Here is a 15,841-nt window from a genome sequence, read left to right as displayed (position 1 = left end):
GGATGTCAGCGATCTTTTCCATGAACGAAGCTGCCGACCGTCTGAGGATTGGCAGGCGAACGCTGCAAGAAATTATAAAGCGCCATGCATTCTACTTCACAGTCGGTCACAAGAAATTCTTCACTGAGAAGGACCTGGACGCAATTGTTGAAGGATTAAGACGAGAAACGAAATGCCACTCAAGCTCATCCCTCCCCGTGCGGGCAAATCGCCGTACTACTACGTTCGCGGCACCCACTTCGGGGTCGCAATGGACAGAAGTACAAAGACGACTGACAAAAATACGGCAGCAAAGCTCCTCAAACTCTGGAAAGAAGAAATCGAAGCAGGAGTTTTCAGGAAACCCGGAGAGCCGACATTCCTAGACGCGGTGACGGATTATATCGCGGCCACTCACAATGAGCGCTTTATAGAGCCGATCGTTGAAAGGATCGGCCATTACCGTTTGATCGACATCGACCAGCAGTTGATCGATACCACGGCAATTGCTCTCTATCCGAACGCGAGCGCAGCGACGCGCAATAGGCAGGTCTACACGGTCATTTCAGCCATCCTGAAGCATGCAGGGCTTAACCAGCAATGGAAGCGTCCGAAGGGCTCCCGAGGCCAGATGAAGACCGATTGGATGACAGACAAGCAGGCATTCAAGATTCTGGACGCGGCATACAAAAAAGATGCTGAGTTCGGAATATTCCTGCATACCCTGCTCTATACCGGCATGCGGCTCAGTGAGCTAACAACGCTGGAAATAGCCAGACTGGATCTGACCGAAGGTATGGCATACCTGCCAGCAACAAAGAACGGGAAGCCCAGAGCGGTTCATCTGCCGCCGACAGTGGTTGCAGCAATCGCGAATCATCCTCGGGGTCTGGACCGCGAAGGAAAGCTATTCCGGTTCCGAAAGTCAGGACGACTTTACACATGGCTGGAAGACGTGAAAACGAAAGCCGGTCCTGATGTGGACTTTGTGACGTTCCACGTGTTTAGACACACATGGGCTACGTGGATGCGAAAATACGGGGGATTGGACGTGCGTGGACTGGTAGGAACTGGCGCTTGGACAGATATGGCATCTGCAGCCAGATATGCGCACGTGGTGGCAACTGATGAGGCGAAGCGCTCGAATCTCTTGCCGGTGTCAAAGAAGCTGGAACGGAAGAAGAACTAATTCCACGGATTTTACCCGCTTGGCTCGGCCATGTTCTGCTTTCGTTTTCCCGTATTTGCCGAGCGAGCAATTTTAAAAACAACAGATTATGATTAAATATCAATTGGTTAAATGGTGGGCGTGACAGGGATTGAACCTGTGACCCCTCCCGTGTGAAGGGAGTGCTCTCCCGCTGAGCTACACGCCCGATGAGCCATGCTCAATCAAGGTGGTGCGGATATACTGGCCTGCGGCGGCATGAGTCAAGCGTCTCGCAAGCCTGTTTCCCAAATTGATTTCGGATCATTTGCACCCAATCACAGTTCAAACAAAAACGGCAATCACCCATTGATGATTGCCGTCCAGTTTCGGTGCGAAACCAATTTCAAAGTGCGGCGAGACGCGAACCTGCGGTCTTGTCGAAAGCTTTCTGCAATCCGGAATCACGGTCATAGACATCGCCGTAATAGTGGATTTTTCCGTCTGCCCCCGGCCATGCGGTGAAATAGGAAATGTAGACGGGCACAGGGTCCTTGACCTTGATGCCTCGCTCGTTCTTGCCGAAATATTTTTCGAGGTCCGTCGCCGATGTTCCCATAACAGCCGCTGCCATGTCGCGTGGTCGTTCCAGGCGAATGCAGCCGTGACTCAGGGCCCGCATATCGCGACTGAAATAGGATTTGGCCGGCGTATCGTGCATGTAAATATCATGCGCGTTCGGAAACAGAATTTTGAGCTCGCCGAGAGCGTTGTCGAGACTCGGTTTCTGGCGAATGCCTACATGGGCTTTACCCGCAGCAACCGCACTCCAGTTGACGGCACTGGCCGCAACTTTCTTGCCGCCCGCATAGACCTCATAGCCATTGCGGTCGAGATAGCTCGTATCGCGCATGACCTTGGGCAGCATTTCGTTCAGGATGATCGAACGCGGCACCCCCCATGACGGATTGAAAACAACCGTCTGGACCTTATTATAGAAGAAGTAGGTCTGATGGGTCGAGGAACCGATGACCACATTCATGGCCAGCTTTTCTTTTCCGTCCTCAAAATATTCCGCACGGTAGGCCGGCTGGTTGACCATGACGTAACGCGTGCCGAAATCATGGGGCAGCCAGCGCAGGCGCTCCATGGAATAAAGGATGCGGTCACGCTTGATGGAAGTTTGCTCGCCTTGAAGGGCGGAAACCGTATTGCGACCGATGACGCCGTCAGGTGCCCCACCGGAAAGCTTCTGGTAGTCCTTGATTGCCGCAACGAGTTCCGGGTCGTAGACATCAGCGCTCGCGTGCCTATCCAGCACTTGCTTGTGCTCTGCCAGATAACTGGCAGGTGCGTGTCTTGCGATCAGAGCGACGACCTTGCTGAGCTGATCGTTGGTATCGCCCGGCTTGATGATGCCATTCAGCGAGATGCGGATCGGTTCGGCAGAAGGTGGCTCCGTGTTCGCCAGTTCGCGTTTCAATGCCGCATATTGTTCGTTGTCCGGCTGGAAACCATGCAGATAGGCAGCCGGATCGTTTTCCGAGGCCAGCCGTTCCAGAACAGCCTTCGGATTAACGCGATCGCGCGGCAAATCGTGGAAACCGCTGAGGCGGTCGGCGATTATGCGTCCCTCGCCTGCATCTATGGCATAACGCAAGGCGCGAGCTGACATGCGGATTTCAAATTCTGCAAGCTTCTGCTGGCGCTCGGATTCAGCCGCAGTGTCGAAACTGTCAGCCGGGATCGTAACTGCGTATTCGTCGGGGTTGAGCCCGTCTTCATCGGCGCGGGCGAAGAAGGCTGCGACATTCTTGGCGCGCTCGAGTACCTTGTCATCGGCCGACCAGATAAACGCGCGCTGATGTGAATAATAATCCACGATCGCCTCGGCGATTTCTTTCTCGGCTTTGACGTTGACCGATTTCAGATAATCCGTTGCGGCATCGAATGCGCGCTCGCCCGGTGTTTCTTCCCGAACCTGCGGGCGGATCGGTGACATGCCGGATGTCAGCGGATCGACAGTGGTTGGCTCGGTTGCCGCTGTCACCTGCATGTCGAGCGCGCTGAAGTCGATATTGACCAGAGTGTCTGGCTTGTAGTCGTAAATCTGCGGCCCCTTGACGGTCACGCGCTGGGCTGGCGGAAGGCTGCGCACGGCGGCACGCGGAGCAGAAACGGTGTTCGGTGAAACCGGGGCCCTAGGAGGAGCAACCTGTGGCTGGACAGGCTGCGCCTGCTGCTGTCGACGCTGCTGGAAGAGTTCCAACAATGAGTTTGCAGCCTGTGCCTGTGCCGTCGGGAGAAACACCGAAGCTGCCAGAGCCAGTGCAGCCGCGCGACGGATATTCAGTCCGCGCCCAGCGATGCTCTTCTCATCCATCTGCGAGTGTCTGGAAAACTGCATTTCAAACCGCCAAAGTTAATGCGTTCGCTAAAGAGCGAATCCGTCCGAATCTCGCGCACAGAATTTATGAATCTCGTTTAGAAACTTTTAACGCTAATGTTTTCTGAAGCAATTTTCTGTTTTGCGTTTATCACAATTGTTTGAGGCATCTTCCGGGGAGATCTGCCAGAAGACCCAAATGAACAAAGTGACGCAGTGGCATCCCCTCCGCATCGCGCTAAAAGCCCCGCAGACTATGGCTCCGATGCTCTTCCTCGGAGCTTCGATCAACCTGTTATCGCGCAGACCGGCAACGATGACGTTGTCCGGCAGGCGCAACTGGCAAGCAAGCGAGGTACCACGATGGCAGAAGCAAGCGCCGCCGATCTTTTTCCTCTTGGTGAAGACGACACCCCATACCGCAAGCTGACTTCCGATCATGTCTCTGTCGATAGTTTCAAGGGGCAGGAAGTACTGACCGTCGACCCGGAAGGACTTCGCCTGCTTTCGGAAACGGCTTTTGCCGACATCAATCATCTGCTGCGCCCCGGCCACCTGCAGCAGCTTGCCCATATTCTCGAAGATCCGGAAGCGACTGACAATGACCGTTTCGTTGCTTACGATCTTCTGAAGAACGCCAATATCGCTGCTGGCGGCGTGCTGCCCATGTGTCAGGATACCGGCACGGCCATCATCATGGGCAAGAAGGGTCGTCGCGTCTGGACCGAAGGCGGCGATGCCGATGCTTTGGGTGCTGGTGTTCTCGACGCCTACAACAAGAAGAACCTGCGTTATTCGCAGCTTGCGCCTCTTTCGATGTTCGAGGAAAAGAACACCAAGAACAATCTGCCCGCCCAGATCGATATCTACGAAGAAGGCGAAGACGCCTACAAATTCCTTTTCGTTGCCAAGGGCGGCGGTTCGGCGAACAAGACGTTTCTTTATCAGGGAACACCGTCGCTCCTGACGCACGACCGCATGATCGACTTCCTCAAGGACAAGATCCTGAGCCTCGGCACAGCCGCCTGCCCGCCATATCATCTGGCAATCGTCATCGGCGGCACTTCGGCTGAAATGAACCTGAAGACGGTCAAGCTCGCCTCGACGCGTTATCTGGACAGCCTGCCGACCCAGGGCTCCGAAACCGGTCACGCTTTCCGCAATCTCGAAATGGAAGCTGAAATTCACAAGCTGACGCAATCTCTGGGTGTCGGCGCGCAGTTCGGTGGCAAATATTTCTGCCATGACGTTCGCGTCATTCGCCTGCCCCGCCACGGCGCTTCGCTGCCTATCGGCATTGGCGTTTCCTGCTCTGCGGATCGTCAGGCCAAGGGCAAGATCACCAAAGACGGTATCTTTCTTGAAAAGCTGGAAACCAATCCGGCCAAATACATGCCGGATATCGACGAGGAAAAGCTGTCGTCGTATGTGGTCAAGATCGACCTCAACCAGCCGATGCAGGACATTCTCAAGGAATTGTCGAAGCATCCGGTCAAGACGCGCCTGTCGCTGAGCGGACCGATCATCGTGGCGCGCGATCTGGCACATGCCAAGATTCGCGAACGGCTTGAAAACGGCGAAGCCATGCCGGATTATTTCAAGAATCACCCGATCTATTATGCCGGACCGGCCAAGACGCCAGCAGGTTATGCCTCCGGCTCCTTCGGACCGACCACGGCGGGCCGCATGGATTCCTATGTGGACCAGTTCCAGTCCTTCGGTGGTTCGATGGTCATGCTCGCCAAGGGCAACCGTTCGCGTCAGGTGCGCGAGGCCTGCGGCCAGCACGGCGGGTTTTATCTGGGTTCCATCGGCGGACCGGCTGCACGTCTGGCGCAGGATTGCATCAAGAAGGTCGAGGTCGTCGAATATCCGGAACTCGGCATGGAAGCGATCTGGCGTATCGAAGTGGAAGATTTCCCGGCCTTCATCGTCATCGACGGCAAGGGCAACGATTTCTTCAAGGAGCTCAATCTGGGCTAACGGAATGAAGGGCGGCGCAAGCCGCCCTTCTTTTTTCAGGCATTTGTACCGCCGTCGATGGTGAGCGAAGCTCCCGATACGAAGCGCCCTTCCGCGCTGGCAAGCCAAGCCACCAGACTTGCAATATCGTCAGGCGAACCGAAGCTGCCGGTTGCGATAAGTTCACGTTGCTGTTCAGCATGCTCTCCTGCCGCCGGATTCATATCCGTATCGGTAGACCCTGGCTGAACGACGTTGACCGTCACGCCTTTCGGGCCGAGATCGCGCGCCAGACCTTTCGTCAAGCCGATCAGAGCCGCCTTGCTCGCCGCATAAAGGCTGATGCCTGGCCACGGCACGCTTTCTGCCAGATTAGAGCCGATGGTGATAACACGCCCGCCCGCGCCGAGATGCGGAGCTGCTGCGGAAACAGCAGCAAAGACAGCGCGAAAATTCACGGCCATCACGTCATCGAAATCGGCAAGTGTGACCTCTTCCAGCGGGGCCGCATGCCAGATGCCAGCGCTGTTGACCAATATATCCAGACGACCGAAATCCTTGACCGTTTTCTCGATCGCAGCGGCGATCTGATCGGCATCCCGGTTGTCGGCCTTCAGTGCCACCGCCTTGCCGCCATTTGCCACGATTTCGGAAACCACGGCGTCGGCTTTTTCCTTACCGTTGACATAGGTGACGACAACTGCTGCGCCATCTTTTGCGAGCCGGTGCGCAATTGCTGCGCCAATGCCGCGACTTCCGCCGGTAACAAAGGCAACCTTTCCGTTCAGAGATTCAGATGGCATGCCATTTCCTTTCTGTATCGATTGATACATAATTGCTGACAGGCTTGCATAGAACCGTCAAGCGATTTATTTAATGATCGATACAGAAAGGTTCAGACGTGGCAGAAAAAGGACGTCCCCGCAGCTTTGACCGCGAAAATGCCCTCCGCGCTGCAATGTTCATATTCTGGGAAAAAGGGTTCGATGGATCGTCGTTAGCCGATCTGACGACCGCCATGGGCGTTAATGCTCCCAGTCTCTATGCAGCATTCGCAAGCAAAGAAGGGCTCTATCTGGAGGCCCTCACGCTTTATGCGGGTGAAGTCGGCGTTGAAATCTGGTCGACACTGGATGAAACGCCGAATACCCGCACAGCTTTCGAAAAGTTCCTGTTTGCGACGATAGACGCCTACTGCCAGGAATCCGTGCCGCGCGGCTGCATGATCGCGCTGGATGCACTGCATCGAACGCATTCAAGCGAAAACGTCTGCGCGGTGCTGCGCAATCGCCGCCAGTCCAATATCGAAATCCTGAAAAAGCGGCTCGAACGCGGTGTTCGAGACGGCGACATTCCCGCATCCGTTAATTGTGAGGCGGTCGCCACCTTTTACGCGACGGTTCAGAACGGCATGTCCATTCTCGCGCGCGACGGCGGAACGCGAGAAGACCTTACCGCAACGGCGCTAGGGGCGATGGCAGGCTGGGAGAAACTGGTTTCCCCGCAAGGGAAATCAGGCAACCAGTCTTAATCTCGGGCTGTCATCAAGATAATCCGCCACCAGCGATCCGACGTCGGCACTTGCGATAATGCGGCGATGTCCGAGGCCGTCAGCCCAATGAACCCTGACGTGAGCGCCTGCCTTGCCAGCCATTTCCGCACATATTGCGGGAACTTCCTTATCGTCATGAGCATGAACCACAAGCGTCGGGATCGTCATACGGCGCAAATGCACGTCCGTGTCGAAGTCAGTGATCGGGCGAGCCGCGATGTAACGCACCTGTTCCTTCATTGCATTGCGCACGTCACGACCGAGCCCAAGCACTTTTCCGAAGCCGTCAAAAACGCCCGCCATGGAGTGAGGCGAAGCAATCGTCACCAGTTTTGCCGGCCGGTGCGACCGATAACAGCCAAGAGAGCCAGCGGCCGCGTTGACGATGACCGCGCCGCCGAAGGAATGGCCGATCATTGCATCGAACGGACCATACTGCCGCCACGCCACATCGACGGCAGCGATTGCCTGTATCATGTTGAGAGTGCGGCCGGCAGATGCGCCATGTCCCGGCAAATCGATGGAAACAACCCGTTCACCACGCGCGACAAGTTCGTGAATGATTGTCATCATATCTGCCGTGCGTGATCCCCAGCCGTGGACGACAAGCGATGTTCTTCCCACATAAGTGTCAGGCTCGAACAGATAAGTTGCAACAAGCCCGCGATCGATAATCAGATCAAGCCGCTTTGCTTGATTCAGATCTTTGCTCGCCCGATGAAGCCGTGCCGCATAAGCCTTGGTCTTCGGCCTGCGGCTTGGCGTTCGGCAGAAAATCTTGAACGCGGCGCGGCCTGCCTTATCGGCATCAATGCGCCCAAGCACACCCAGGCCGAATCGCGTAACCTGCAAAGAAAACGATGTCATGACGGGGCCTCAATTATGTTCAATCATGAACAAATAATTGTACAAGAATGAACAAAATGCAAGACAAGACTTCAAAGCTGCCGTGGGACAACCCGCGTTTCAAGAACTGGATCGCTGTCGCGCGGGCCGGCAAGGCAGTGGAACGCGCCCTCGCCCAGGGGTTATCGGCTTTCGATCTCAAGATCGCCGATCTCGATGTGCTGATGAATATTTATCGCCATCCGGGCGAATCCCAGCACGATCTTGCGCGCCGCATTCTCGTCGGACGTTCGAACATCACCATGCTGCTGCCGAAGCTCGAAAAGCGCGGTTTGCTGGTGCGTGAGGGCGATCCGGCAGACAAGCGCGTAATGCGATTGACGCTAACCACCAAGGGCGAGAAGCTTCTGGGGCATGCGCTGACGGTCTATACAGAACTGATTGATCGCGTCATGGCGCAATCGACAACCGCGCAATGCAATTCGATGGGCGATGTGATGCGGCGCATATCTGAAATGCTGGAAAACGAATAGGCTGGAATCCGGATCAGCGATCCCGCTTCAGGCCCTTCTGGGCAAGCTCATCGAGATAGGTTTGCCACAGTGTGTCCTTTTCCGTGCCGAGCTTATGCAGATAGGTCCACGAGAACAGGCCAGTGTCGTGCATATCATCGAAAGTTATGCGGACGGCGTAATTGCCGACCGGCTCGACCTTCATGATTTCGACATTGCGCTTACCGCCGACTGTCACACGTTGTTCCGGCGAATGCCCCTGCACTTCTGCCGAGGGCGACAAGACCCGGAGCAATTCTGCGGTCAGTTCGAATTTCTGGCCGTCGTCGAACGCCACAGTCAGCAGTTTGCGGTCGTGCGAAACACGCAATTCAGTCGGCCAGACGTCACTCATCACCATTCTCCAGCTTGGTTCTTGCCAACTTCTGATAGGCCCCGCGCTAAAATATCGCAATAGTCACAGCCATTATTGAAAGAGCTTCACGCGCGCGAAACTGGACAACGAGGCCCGCAGATCCTATTTCTAGGTGGACGACGCGGATATTCCTCCGCCTCATGTGGAAACAACGGCTTAATGATGCACACAAACCAAGCCCGGCCACTTGTTTCCCCGAACGGACCTATGATCGATCCTTTCGGGCGCGCCATTACCTATCTTCGCGTTTCAGTGACGGACCGCTGCGATTTTCGCTGCACCTATTGCATGGCGGAACATATGACGTTCCTGCCTAAGAAGGATTTGCTGACGCTTGAGGAGCTGGATCGGCTCTGCACCGCCTTTATCGACAAGGGCGTCAGGAAATTACGCCTCACCGGCGGCGAACCACTGGTGCGCAAGAATATCATGCATCTAATCCGGCAGCTGTCACGCCATCTGAAGTCGGGTGCGCTGGATGAGTTGACGTTGACCACGAACGGATCGCAGCTTTCGCGCTTTGCCGACGAACTGGCAGAATGCGGTGTGCGGCGCATCAATGTCTCGCTGGATACGCTCGATCCCGAAAAATTTCACCAGATTACCCGTTGGGGCGATCTCCCTCGCGTTCTCGAGGGCATAGAAGCTGCCCAGCGCGCCGGTATCCACGTCAAGATCAATGCTGTTGCGTTGAAAGATTTCAATGACCGCGAGATTCCCGAGCTGATACGCTGGGCCCATGGTCGCGGCATGGACATGACGCTCATCGAGACAATGCCGATGGGCGAGATCGAATTCGACCGTACCGACCAGTACCTGCCGCTCTCGCAGGTACGCGAGGATCTGTCGCAGCAATTCACGCTTTCCGATATCCCTTACCGCACAGGCGGCCCTGCCCGCTATGTGACGATTGCCGAAACAGGTGGGCGACTCGGTTTCATCACACCGATGACGCATAATTTCTGCGAAAGCTGCAATCGCGTTCGGCTCACCTGCACCGGTATGCTCTATATGTGCCTCGGTCAGAATGACGATGCCGATCTGCGCAAAGCCTTGCGGGAAAGCGAAAGCGACCTGCTGCTCAGCCAGGCTATCGACGAAGCCATTGCGCGCAAGCCCAAAGGCCATGACTTCATTATCGACCGCGATCACAATCGCCCTGCGGTGGCGCGTCATATGAGCCTTACCGGCGGCTGATCGGCTTATACTTAAAAAAGCCAACGACCTGAAATAATTGTCGCGAGATTGACTTTAAAACGGTATGGAATCCTAAACTGGATTCTGTATCGTGCCGCAGTCAGCAAACTTTCGTGCAAGTATTTTCATGCTTCTCGCCATGGGCACCTTCACCATTGGCGATACGATCACAAAATACCTCCTGACCGAGATGAACAGCGGACAGTATATGCTGATCCGGGGTATATTCGCGACGGTGCTCATCGGTTTTCTGGCCTGGCGACATGGTGCACTGCGCAACCTGTCGTTTGAAAGAATGACGATGCTGCGTATTGCAGGTGAAGTCGTGGCCACCGTCACTTACATTTATTCCCTTGGCCATCTTTCCCAGGCGTTCTGCTCGGCTGTCTTTCAGGCAACGCCGCTTGTCGTGACCCTGGGAGCTGCACTCTTCCTCAAGGAGAGAGTGGGCTGGCGCCGCTGGTCATGCATATTGGTCGGTTTCATCGGAGTCCTTATCATCATCCGGCCCGGAACGGACGGAGCTGCGAGCTTTGCGGCCATCGCCGTGCTTCTTGCCAGTGTGTGTTTTGCCGCCACGCGGGATATCGCCACCCGCCGCGTGCCCGCGCACGTGCCGACCCTTTATTTATCCACACTGACAGCAGGCGCGATAACACTGACTGGTGGCGCACTGACAGTTCCTATGGGCGGATGGCAGCCCATCGGCACTGTTGCAATCGGTGCCATTGCGATTGCCGCCATTCTGCTTCTCGTGGGGTATCACTTCATCATTCTGGCGATGCGCGAAGGTGAAGTATCGTTTGTTTCGCCGTTCCGCTATTCCAGCCTGCTCTGGGCAATAGGCCTCAGCACTTTGATTTTCGGCGAAGCGCCCGACATGTATACGATTGCCGGATCAGTTCTGGTGGTCGGGAGCGGCGTCTACATGGTCTATCGCGAGAACGTATTGAAGAAGCGGGAGCGCAACAAAAGCACGCTTGCAACAATTCCGACCGGCGTGGAGCCGTCATGATTGCTGCGGCAATAATCGCTGGCGGACTTTCCAGCCGTATGCAGGAAGGCGGCGTTGTCGGCGATAAATTCCTTCAGCCGCTTGGAAAAACCGGCACGATCATTTCCCATGTCGTCAGGCGGATCAAACCGCAGGTCGAAAGCCTTGTGATCAATGCGAATGGCGATGTTTCCCGGCTGACTGATCTTGGCATACCAGTGATAGCCGATCTTCCAGCGAAGCACGGCGGCCCGTTGGTCGGCATTCTGACCGCGCTGACGCATGCGCGAGAAGCTTCACTGCTGCTGACGACAGCGGCCGATACGCCATTCCTGCCTCGCGACATCGCCGACCGCCTTCTCGCGCGTCGGAACGAAACCAGGGCGCGCGTCATTCTCGCCAGCTCTCTTGGCCGGGTCCATCCAATTTTCGGACTATGGGAAACCGGGCTGAAGGGTGAACTCTCCGTCTGGCTCGCAAACACGAACAGGGCCAGTGTCTTCGCATTCGCGGAACATATCGGGTTCGAGACACTCGATTTTCCACTTGCCTTCGCTGGCGATAGCCCGGAAACATATGATCCATTCTTCAACATCAATCGGCCCGACGATCTGGTCGCCGCCCGAAAACTGGCTGAGGCAATGGAATGAACCAGAAGCTTTTCGGCATTACCGGATGGAAAAACTCCGGCAAGACGACAATGACCGAACGTCTGATCACATGCCTCACAGCACGCGGATACCGTATCGCCACGATCAAGCATGCTCATCATAACTTCGATATCGATCATGAAGGCACCGATTCCTGGCGTCATCGAAAAGCGGGCGCAGCGGAAGTCGCTATCGTCTCATCACAACGCTATGCGATCATGCATGAAGGCTTGGGCGAAGATGAGCCTTCCCTTTGGGAAATAGCGGCCAAACTGGCGCCTTGTGATCTGGTTCTGGTCGAAGGATACAAACGCGAGACGCACAAGAAAATCGAGTTGCGTCGCGAAGGAGGGCATGAAGGACCGGCTCTCTCTGTCGATGACCCCACTATCGTCGCCATAGCCAGCGATCAGCCGCAGCCCGACGAAAAAGTGCCTGTGTTCGGCATCAATGATATTGATAAGATAGCTGATTTCATCGAACGCCAGATGGCTATCTAGGGAATCCTCTAAATTTTTGCAATTCAACGATATACTTCACCATATTGAAACGGAATATTGCAGAAAACGCCGAGAATTTCTCGCTAAAGACACACAATTTAATTGCGTTGACCATCTTGCCAATCATCGCGAAATGGTGGGAATATCGTCACCGGAACGGGTGGCGGAAACGTAAGTGCGAAAAAATATTGCGCATGATCGGCTCAACCATCTATTGGTAGCGGCGGGGGAATCCACTACCAAACGTGCAATTTAGAGTTTCACGGTCGTGACTACCCCTTAAGCGGCTGAACCAGAAGAAATAATCAGGGAACCAGCCAGAACAAACGAGAGGACTAAAAATGCGCGTATTGAAGCGTATAGCTGCTGCGGCTTCGGTTGCAGCATTGGCGATCACAATTGGCAGCATGACTGCTGGCGTTGCAAATGCGGAAGAGCCACTCAAGCTCAAGATCGGCACCGAAGGCGCCTATCCTCCCTTCAACTTCATCAAGCCGGACGGCACCCTCTCGGGCTTTGACGTTGATATCGCCAAGGCGCTCTGCGATGAAATGAAGGCACAGTGCGAATTTGTCACCCAGGAGTGGGATGGCGCGATTCCGGCACTTCAGGCAGGCAAGTTCGATGCATTCATCGCCTCCATGTCCATCACGGATGAGCGCAAGAAGCAGGTCGACTTCTCCAACAAATATTACAACACGCCTCCCGGTATCGCCGCTCCGAAGGACACCGACATCAAGGGCGTGACCAAGGAAGATCTCGCTGGCAAGACCATAGGCGTTCAGGTTTCCACGACACACTCGAATTATTCCGAAAAGACCTTCACTGACAGCACGATCAAGGCTTATCCGACAGCCGAAGAATATCGTCTCGATCTCGCCAATGGTCGCCTCGACGCCGTCAACGATGACAGCGTGACGCTCGCCGAATGGCTGAAGTCGCCAGATGGCGCCTGCTGCAAGATGGTCGGCACTTTCCCGCCGGTTATCGAGATTCATGGCCCAGGCGCTGGCGTTGCCTTCAAGAAGGGACGCCCGGAACTGGTAGAAAAGTTCAACGCAGCCATCAAGGCAATCCGTGCGAACGGCAAGTACAAGGAAGTCAACGACAAGTACTTTGATTTCGATGCCTACGGCGCCGAAAATTAATCAAAACTAACACATATGCGCCGGTTTGCTTTCCGCAAATCGGCGCAAAACATTTTGTACGGGCATACAGCACAGATATCGCCGCGCAAGACCTTGCAGGTGATAAGAACATGGGCGAATGCTTTTAGGAAAAAAAAGAATAGGCGCATGGAACATTACGCCACTTTGTTGAGTTTCGGCCCCGATGGTTGGGGTGCAAGTATAGCGTGGGGGCTTCTGGTAACTGTTTCGCTGGCTCTGGCGACACTTCCAGTCGGTCTTGCTTTGGGGTTTCTGGTAGCCATTGGCAAACAATCCAGCGAACCATCGATACGGCTGGCTTCAAACATCTACACCACGATCTTTCGCGGCCTGCCTGAGCTTCTCACGCTCTTCCTTGTTTATTTCGGCGCCTCGCTTGGGCTGCAGCGGCTTTTGAGCATGTTCGGTATCGAGGCCAATGTCGAAATCAATGCGTTCGGCGCGGGTATGGTAGCGCTGGGCTTCGTCTTCTCGTCCTATTCGAGCGAAGTCTTCCTTTCGGCGTTCCGTGCTATCCCGCGCGGGCAATATGAAGGTGGTTATGCAGTTGGTCTGTCGCATTGGCAGACCATGCGTAAGGTGATCCTGCCGCAGCTCATCCGCATCGCGCTGCCCGGCCTTGCCAATCTTTGGCTGGTGCTGCTCAAGGATACATCGCTGGTTTCGGTCATCACCTTGTCCGATATCCTGCGGCAGACCTCCATTGCGGCACGCGTGACCAAAGAACCGTTTCTGTTCTTCGGCATAGCCTGCCTGCTGTATCTGGTTCTCGCAATCATCTCCTCCTACTTTATCAACCGCATTGCCCGCTGGGCCGATGCGGGCTCCAATCGTTCGCGAGGTGCATGATATGAGCCAGACTATTTCCAATCCTGTAGGCGACGTAATGGCTCCGCCGCCGGTGGTGAAGCAATGGACGGGCATGCGCATTGCCGGTCATATCATCGTCGCGCTCTGGTTTCTTCTTTTCGCGGGTCTTGCGATCTACCTTTACAATGCATGGCGTATCGATCTGTTCGAAACCTATGGTCCACGCTACTGGTCCGGACTTCTGATAACGCTGAAACTGGTTGCCGTATCGATCGTCATAGGCGCCCTGCTCTCATTGCCGATTACCGCCGCGCGCATGTCCAACAACCGGTGGCTGCGCGGACTTGCCTTCGGTTACGTCTATTTCTTCCGTGGCACACCGCTGCTTGCGCAGACATTCCTTATTTATTACGGTTTCGGTACATTCCGTCCTTTCCTTGAAAGCATCGGGCTCTGGGTGTTTTTCCGTGATGCATGGAATTGTGCCATTTTGGCCTTCTCGCTCAACACGGCAGCTTATCAGGCTGAAATTCTGCGCGGCGCTATTCAGAGCGTGGCACTGGGCCAGTGGGAAGGGGCCGCGGCGCTTGGCATTTCGAAGCGCGTGACATTCTGGAAGGTTATTCTTCCGCAGGCGCTTATCGTGGCCCTGCGTCCTTACGGCAATGAAATCATCCTGATGATCAAGGGGTCGGCTATCGTCGCAATCATCACCGTGCTTGACCTCATGGGTGAAACGCGCCGTGCCTATTCGCGGACATTCGATTTCCAGACTTATCTCTGGGCAGCGGTTATCTATCTGCTGATGGTCGAATGTTTGAGACACATCTGGGATTTCCTCGAACGACGCCTTACCCGGCATCTCGTTCGCTAGGGAGCTGTAAACCAGCATAAGCCGAAAATATCGCCCCCGGAACCCTTGCGGTTTCCGGGGGCGATCTGTTTAGAATGCTCTTCCAACAGTAATCTAACAGGTTGAGTCATGCTGAAAATCTGGGGTCGTATCAATTCCACGAATGTGAAGAAGGCGCTCTGGATAGCGCATGAACTTAATCTCGAATACGAACAGATAAACGTCGGTGGCCAGTTCGGCGGATTGAAAGATCCGGTTTACCTAGCCCGCAATCCGAACGGGTTGATTCCATTACTGGAGGATGGTGACACGGCGCTTTGGGAATCCAACACCATCACGCGCTATCTCGCTGCAGCTTACGGTAAAGGCACGCTGTGGATTGAAGACCCGGCCAAACGCGCTCAGGCCGAAAAGTGGATGGATTGGGCCTCTGCGTCCTTCTACGTCAATTTTAGCGACGTCATGAAGCACTTGATCCGACTGCCGGAAGCAGAACGGGATTCAGCCGTTTTGGAGCGAGGTCTGAATGGCCTTGCGCAGTCGATGCAGATCGCCAACGAAGGTCTCAAGGACACCCCCTGGTTCTCGGGTGACAATTTCGGTATCGGCGACATTCCCGTTGGCTGTTACGCTTATGCATGGTTTGAATTTCCGATCGAGCGCCCTTCTCTTCCCCATCTTGAAGACTGGTATGACCGCCTCAAGCAGCGCACGGCCTATAAAGCGGCCGTTATGACGCCCCTCACCTGATTCACTACAGCTAGCGCGCGTTTCGATCTGATTGAATCAGATCGGCGCTCTAGATATTTGCTTTAACGCGCATCTTTTCCGAAAACCGTTTCACACTTTTCGGGATGCGCTCTATTCGG

The 15,841-nt window shown here is 55.0% G+C and carries 16 protein-coding genes, 1 tRNA gene and 1 pseudogene; 13 read left to right on the top strand and 5 right to left on the bottom strand.

The window, feature by feature from the left end; genetic code table 11:
* Positions 1 to 2 precede the first annotated feature (2 nt).
* Positions 3 to 143 (top strand): annotated as a pseudogene (locus CQZ93_RS27225) (helix-turn-helix domain-containing protein); the annotation flags it as partial.
* A 29-nt stretch (positions 144 to 172) separates the two neighbouring features.
* The gene (locus CQZ93_RS05950) at positions 173 to 1,168 is read left to right on the top strand and encodes a tyrosine-type recombinase/integrase (protein ID WP_105541769.1); all 996 of its coding nucleotides are present in this window, start codon (positions 173 to 175) and stop codon (positions 1,166 to 1,168) included.
* Positions 1,169 to 1,280: 112 nt separating this feature from the next.
* Here CQZ93_RS05950 and CQZ93_RS05945 read toward each other — a convergent pair.
* Positions 1,281 to 1,355: transfer RNA gene (locus tag CQZ93_RS05945), tRNA-Val, on the bottom strand.
* A 177-nt stretch (positions 1,356 to 1,532) separates the two neighbouring features.
* On the bottom strand, positions 1,533 to 3,509 hold the full coding sequence (locus tag CQZ93_RS05940; protein ID WP_422616091.1) for a L,D-transpeptidase family protein: 1,977 nt from the start codon (positions 3,507 to 3,509) through the stop codon (positions 1,533 to 1,535).
* A 366-nt stretch (positions 3,510 to 3,875) separates the two neighbouring features.
* On the opposite strand from CQZ93_RS05940, the gene CQZ93_RS05935 reads away from it, so the two are divergent.
* The gene (locus CQZ93_RS05935) at positions 3,876 to 5,495 is read left to right on the top strand and encodes a fumarate hydratase (protein WP_105543195.1); all 1,620 of its coding nucleotides are present in this window, start codon (positions 3,876 to 3,878) and stop codon (positions 5,493 to 5,495) included.
* Positions 5,496 to 5,530: 35 nt separating this feature from the next.
* Here CQZ93_RS05935 and CQZ93_RS05930 read toward each other — a convergent pair whose 3' ends face one another.
* Entirely contained in the window at positions 5,531 to 6,277 is a 747-nt protein-coding gene (locus tag CQZ93_RS05930; RefSeq protein ID WP_105541767.1) for a 3-oxoacyl-ACP reductase family protein, read from the bottom strand.
* Positions 6,278 to 6,375: 98 nt separating this feature from the next.
* Between CQZ93_RS05930 and CQZ93_RS05925 the strand changes: the two genes are divergently transcribed.
* Positions 6,376 to 7,005 (top strand): TetR/AcrR family transcriptional regulator, encoded by a 630-nt coding sequence (locus CQZ93_RS05925; RefSeq protein ID WP_105541766.1) that lies wholly within the window; start codon positions 6,376 to 6,378, stop codon positions 7,003 to 7,005.
* Here the strand turns inward: CQZ93_RS05925 and CQZ93_RS05920 are convergent.
* Positions 6,988 to 7,893 carry an alpha/beta fold hydrolase gene (locus tag CQZ93_RS05920; RefSeq protein WP_105541765.1) on the bottom strand — a complete coding sequence of 302 codons (906 nt, stop codon included), beginning with the start codon at positions 7,891 to 7,893 and terminating at the stop codon, positions 6,988 to 6,990. The two genes, CQZ93_RS05925 and CQZ93_RS05920, sit on opposite strands and share 18 nt — an antisense overlap.
* A 47-nt stretch (positions 7,894 to 7,940) precedes the next feature.
* On the opposite strand from CQZ93_RS05920, the gene CQZ93_RS05915 reads away from it, so the two are divergent.
* A complete protein-coding gene (locus tag CQZ93_RS05915; RefSeq protein WP_105541764.1) occupies positions 7,941 to 8,405 on the top strand; it encodes a MarR family winged helix-turn-helix transcriptional regulator in 465 nt (154 codons plus the stop codon).
* A 13-nt stretch (positions 8,406 to 8,418) separates the two neighbouring features.
* On the opposite strand, the gene CQZ93_RS05910 is transcribed toward CQZ93_RS05915, so the two are convergent.
* Positions 8,419 to 8,778: a gamma-butyrobetaine hydroxylase family protein gene (locus CQZ93_RS05910; RefSeq protein WP_105541763.1), complete on the bottom strand. Its 360-nt coding sequence runs from the start codon at positions 8,776 to 8,778 to the stop codon at positions 8,419 to 8,421.
* 228 nt (positions 8,779 to 9,006) lie between these two features.
* Between CQZ93_RS05910 and moaA the strand changes: the two genes are divergently transcribed.
* The 8 genes from moaA (at position 9,007) to CQZ93_RS05870 (ending at position 15,722) form a co-directional block, all read left to right on the top strand.
* A complete protein-coding gene (moaA, locus tag CQZ93_RS05905; protein WP_286152246.1) occupies positions 9,007 to 9,996 on the top strand; it encodes a GTP 3',8-cyclase MoaA in 990 nt (329 codons plus the stop codon).
* 127 nt (positions 9,997 to 10,123) lie between these two features.
* On the top strand, positions 10,124 to 11,011 hold the full coding sequence (locus tag CQZ93_RS05900; RefSeq protein WP_105541762.1) for a DMT family transporter: 888 nt from the start codon (positions 10,124 to 10,126) through the stop codon (positions 11,009 to 11,011).
* A complete protein-coding gene (gene mobA / locus CQZ93_RS05895) occupies positions 11,008 to 11,640 on the top strand; it encodes a molybdenum cofactor guanylyltransferase (protein WP_105541761.1) in 633 nt (210 codons plus the stop codon). The genes CQZ93_RS05900 and mobA overlap by 4 nt, the downstream gene beginning before the upstream one ends.
* A complete protein-coding gene (mobB, locus tag CQZ93_RS05890) occupies positions 11,637 to 12,140 on the top strand; it encodes a molybdopterin-guanine dinucleotide biosynthesis protein B (RefSeq protein WP_105541760.1) in 504 nt (167 codons plus the stop codon). Before mobA ends, mobB begins: the two co-directional genes overlap by 4 nt.
* Positions 12,141 to 12,481: 341 nt before the next feature.
* Complete coding sequence (locus CQZ93_RS05885; protein ID WP_105541759.1) at positions 12,482 to 13,288, top strand: ABC transporter substrate-binding protein; 807 nt, start codon at positions 12,482 to 12,484, stop codon at positions 13,286 to 13,288.
* 147 nt (positions 13,289 to 13,435) lie between these two features.
* Positions 13,436 to 14,158, top strand: a complete 723-nt coding sequence (locus tag CQZ93_RS05880) for an ABC transporter permease (protein ID WP_105541758.1) — start codon at positions 13,436 to 13,438, stop codon at positions 14,156 to 14,158.
* Position 14,159: 1 nt separating this feature from the next.
* Positions 14,160 to 14,993, top strand: coding sequence for an ABC transporter permease (locus tag CQZ93_RS05875; RefSeq protein WP_105541757.1), 834 nt, complete (start codon positions 14,160 to 14,162; stop codon positions 14,991 to 14,993).
* A gap of 108 nt (positions 14,994 to 15,101) precedes the next feature.
* On the top strand, positions 15,102 to 15,722 hold the full coding sequence (locus tag CQZ93_RS05870) for a glutathione S-transferase family protein (RefSeq protein ID WP_105541756.1): 621 nt from the start codon (positions 15,102 to 15,104) through the stop codon (positions 15,720 to 15,722).
* The last annotated feature ends 119 nt before the right edge of the window (positions 15,723 to 15,841 follow it).

Origin of the sequence: Ochrobactrum vermis (assembly GCF_002975205.1) — a bacterium.
Lineage (GTDB): Bacteria > Pseudomonadota > Alphaproteobacteria > Rhizobiales > Rhizobiaceae > Brucella > Brucella vermis.
The sequence above is the reverse complement of the archived record's forward strand: the minus strand, read 5'-3'. Positions and strand labels throughout refer to the sequence as shown.

What these genes read in the sequence shown, in the direction of transcription:
- CQZ93_RS05940 (WP_422616091.1), bottom strand. Translation starts at nt 3,509, where the DNA reads ATGGATGAGAAGAGCATCGCTGGGCGCGGACTGAATATCCGTCGCGCG.
- CQZ93_RS05900 (WP_105541762.1), top strand. Translation starts at nt 10,124, where the DNA reads ATGCTTCTCGCCATGGGCACCTTCACCATTGGCGATACGATCACAAAA.
- CQZ93_RS05950 (WP_105541769.1), top strand. Translation starts at nt 173, where the DNA reads ATGCCACTCAAGCTCATCCCTCCCCGTGCGGGCAAATCGCCGTACTAC.
- CQZ93_RS05935 (WP_105543195.1), top strand. Translation starts at nt 3,876, where the DNA reads ATGGCAGAAGCAAGCGCCGCCGATCTTTTTCCTCTTGGTGAAGACGAC.
- CQZ93_RS05885 (WP_105541759.1), top strand. Translation starts at nt 12,482, where the DNA reads ATGCGCGTATTGAAGCGTATAGCTGCTGCGGCTTCGGTTGCAGCATTG.
- CQZ93_RS05920 (WP_105541765.1), bottom strand. Translation starts at nt 7,893, where the DNA reads ATGACATCGTTTTCTTTGCAGGTTACGCGATTCGGCCTGGGTGTGCTT.
- CQZ93_RS05875 (WP_105541757.1), top strand. Translation starts at nt 14,160, where the DNA reads ATGAGCCAGACTATTTCCAATCCTGTAGGCGACGTAATGGCTCCGCCG.
- moaA (WP_286152246.1), top strand. Translation starts at nt 9,007, where the DNA reads ATGATCGATCCTTTCGGGCGCGCCATTACCTATCTTCGCGTTTCAGTG.
- CQZ93_RS05930 (WP_105541767.1), bottom strand. Translation starts at nt 6,277, where the DNA reads ATGCCATCTGAATCTCTGAACGGAAAGGTTGCCTTTGTTACCGGCGGA.
- CQZ93_RS05870 (WP_105541756.1), top strand. Translation starts at nt 15,102, where the DNA reads ATGCTGAAAATCTGGGGTCGTATCAATTCCACGAATGTGAAGAAGGCG.
- mobB (WP_105541760.1), top strand. Translation starts at nt 11,637, where the DNA reads ATGAACCAGAAGCTTTTCGGCATTACCGGATGGAAAAACTCCGGCAAG.
- CQZ93_RS05880 (WP_105541758.1), top strand. Translation starts at nt 13,436, where the DNA reads ATGGAACATTACGCCACTTTGTTGAGTTTCGGCCCCGATGGTTGGGGT.
- mobA (WP_105541761.1), top strand. Translation starts at nt 11,008, where the DNA reads ATGATTGCTGCGGCAATAATCGCTGGCGGACTTTCCAGCCGTATGCAG.
- CQZ93_RS05910 (WP_105541763.1), bottom strand. Translation starts at nt 8,778, where the DNA reads ATGAGTGACGTCTGGCCGACTGAATTGCGTGTTTCGCACGACCGCAAA.
- CQZ93_RS05915 (WP_105541764.1), top strand. Translation starts at nt 7,941, where the DNA reads ATGAACAAAATGCAAGACAAGACTTCAAAGCTGCCGTGGGACAACCCG.